Raw genomic sequence first — 2,083 nt, forward strand, 5'->3', positions numbered from 1 at the left:
GTGCCCCCCCAGATTTACACCTCGACACACGGGTTACAGCGGAACCACCTTGCCCTCGGCCAGCGTCACCCGCCGGTCCATGCGCGAGGCCAGCTCGTGATTGTGGGTGACGATCAACGCCGCCAGCCCCGATTGCCTGACAAGCGCCTCCAGCGCGTCGAAGACATAGGAGGCGGTCGTCGGATCGAGATTGCCGGTCGGCTCGTCGGCGAGAAGCACCAGCGGCGCGTTGGCGACGGCGCGCGCGATCGCCACGCGCTGCTGTTCGCCGCCGGAAAGCTCGGCCGGCCGGTGCTGCGCGCGCTTGCCGATCTGCATGTAGTCGAGAAGCTGTGCCGCCCGCTCCGACGCCTCCTTGGGGGGAAGTCCCTTGATCAACTGCGGCATCATGATGTTTTCGATGGCCGAGAACTCCGGCAGCAGATGATGGAACTGATAGACGAAGCCGATATCGTTGCGGCGGATCGCCGTGCGTTCTTCGTCGGAGAGCCGGCCACAGGCACGGCCGGCAAGGATCACGTCCCCCGCGTCCGGGCGCTCGAGCAGTCCCGCCGTATGCAGCAAGGTCGACTTGCCGGAGCCCGATGGCGCCACCAGCGCCACCATCTCGCCGCGACGCAGCGAAAAGTCGGCGCCGTTGAGAATAGTCAGCTTGCGGGGCCCCTGGACATAGTGCCGCTCGACGCCCTTCAGCTCGATAATGGCTTCGGCCATCACTCGTACCTCAAGGCTTCGACCGGATCGAGCCTAGCCGCCCGCCAGGCAGGAAACAGCGTGGCCAGGAAGGATAAGGCGAGCGCCATGATAACGACATAGGTGGTCTCGCGCGGATCCATCTTCGCAGGCAGTTGGCTGAGGAAATAGAGCTCGGGATTGAACAGGATCCTGCCGGTCATCCAGGAGAAGAACTGGCGGATCGATTCGATGTTGAGGCAGATGACCACGCCGAGCAGCACGCCGGCGATGGTCCCGGTCACGCCGATCGCGGCCCCCGTCATCAGGAAGATGCGCAGGATCGCGCCGCGCGAAGCCCCCATCGTGCGCAGGATGGCGATGTCATGGCCCTTGTCCTTCACCAGCATGACGAGGCCGGAAATGATGTTGAGCGCCGCCACCAGCACGATCAGCGTCAGGATCATGAACATGACGTTGCGCTCGACCTGCAGCGCCGAGAAGAAGGTCTCGTTGCGCTGGCGCCAGTCGACGAGGTCGATCGGCCGCTGCGCCGCCTGTTCGACCAGCGGCTTCAGCGCGTCGACATTGTCGGGGTTGTCGACATAGATCTCGATGGTCTGCGCCCGCCCGTCCATGTTGAAATAGAGCTGCGCTTCCGAAAACGGCATGTAGACGATCGAGCTGTCATATTCCGACATGCCGACCTCGAAGATCGCCGTGATCTTGTAGCCCTTCATGCGCGGCGTGGTGCCGAGCGGGGTGACGTCGCCTTCCGGCGAGATCAGCGTGATCGTGTCGCCGAGCACGAGGCCGAGATTCTCGGCCATGCGCTTGCCGATCGCCACACCTTCGCCGGTATCGAAGCCTTCCAGCGTACCCTGCTTGATGTTGCCGGACACGATCGCGATCTTGCCGAGATCTTCGCCGCGGATGCCGCGCACCAGCGCGCCCACACCGCCGCCGACATTGCCCTGCGCCAGCACCTGTCCGTCGATCAGCGGGATGGCGTATTTGACGCCGGCAACGCCGTTGATGCGGCTCGCCACCTGGGCGTAGTCCTCCAGCGGCGAATCGAGCGGCTGCACGATCAGATGGCCGTTGACGCCGAGGATGCGGGTCAGCAGCTCGGCGCGAAAACCGTTCATCACCGCCATGACGACGATCAGCGTCGCGACGCCAAGCATGATGCCGAGGAACGAGATCGAGGCGATGACCGAGATCACCGTCTCCTTGCGGCGCGAACGCAGGTAGCGCCACGCCACCATGCGCTCGAAGCCTGAAAAGGCGCCTGCCGACTTTCGGGCTGCAGCCGCCTCGCTCATCAGGCTATACCCAGGCGCTTCTTGGCCTCGGCGATCGGCAGCGTCTCACGCTCTCCGCTGCGGCGGTTCTTGATCTCGACCTCCCC

General features: G+C 64.5%; 2 protein-coding genes. Both read right to left on the reverse strand.

The features are described from left to right. Positions 1 to 33: 33 nt before the first annotated feature. Positions 34 to 717, reverse strand: a complete 684-nt coding sequence (locus EOA38_RS34770; RefSeq protein WP_189349996.1) for an ABC transporter ATP-binding protein — start codon at positions 715 to 717, stop codon at positions 34 to 36. Beyond that, positions 714 to 1,997 carry a lipoprotein-releasing ABC transporter permease subunit gene (locus EOA38_RS34775; RefSeq protein WP_127301354.1) on the reverse strand — a complete coding sequence of 428 codons (1,284 nt, stop codon included), beginning with the start codon at positions 1,995 to 1,997 and terminating at the stop codon, positions 714 to 716. Before EOA38_RS34775 ends, EOA38_RS34770 begins: the two co-directional genes overlap by 4 nt. Positions 1,998 to 2,083: the final 86 nt, after the last annotated feature.

This window comes from Mesorhizobium sp. M1E.F.Ca.ET.041.01.1.1 (assembly GCF_003997355.1).
Lineage (GTDB): Bacteria > Pseudomonadota > Alphaproteobacteria > Rhizobiales > Rhizobiaceae > Mesorhizobium.

Excerpts from the sequence above, each read along its gene's own strand:
- EOA38_RS34775 (WP_127301354.1), bottom strand. The coding sequence starts at position 1,997 with ATGAGCGAGGCGGCTGCAGCCCGAAAGTCGGCAGGCGCCTTTTCAGGC.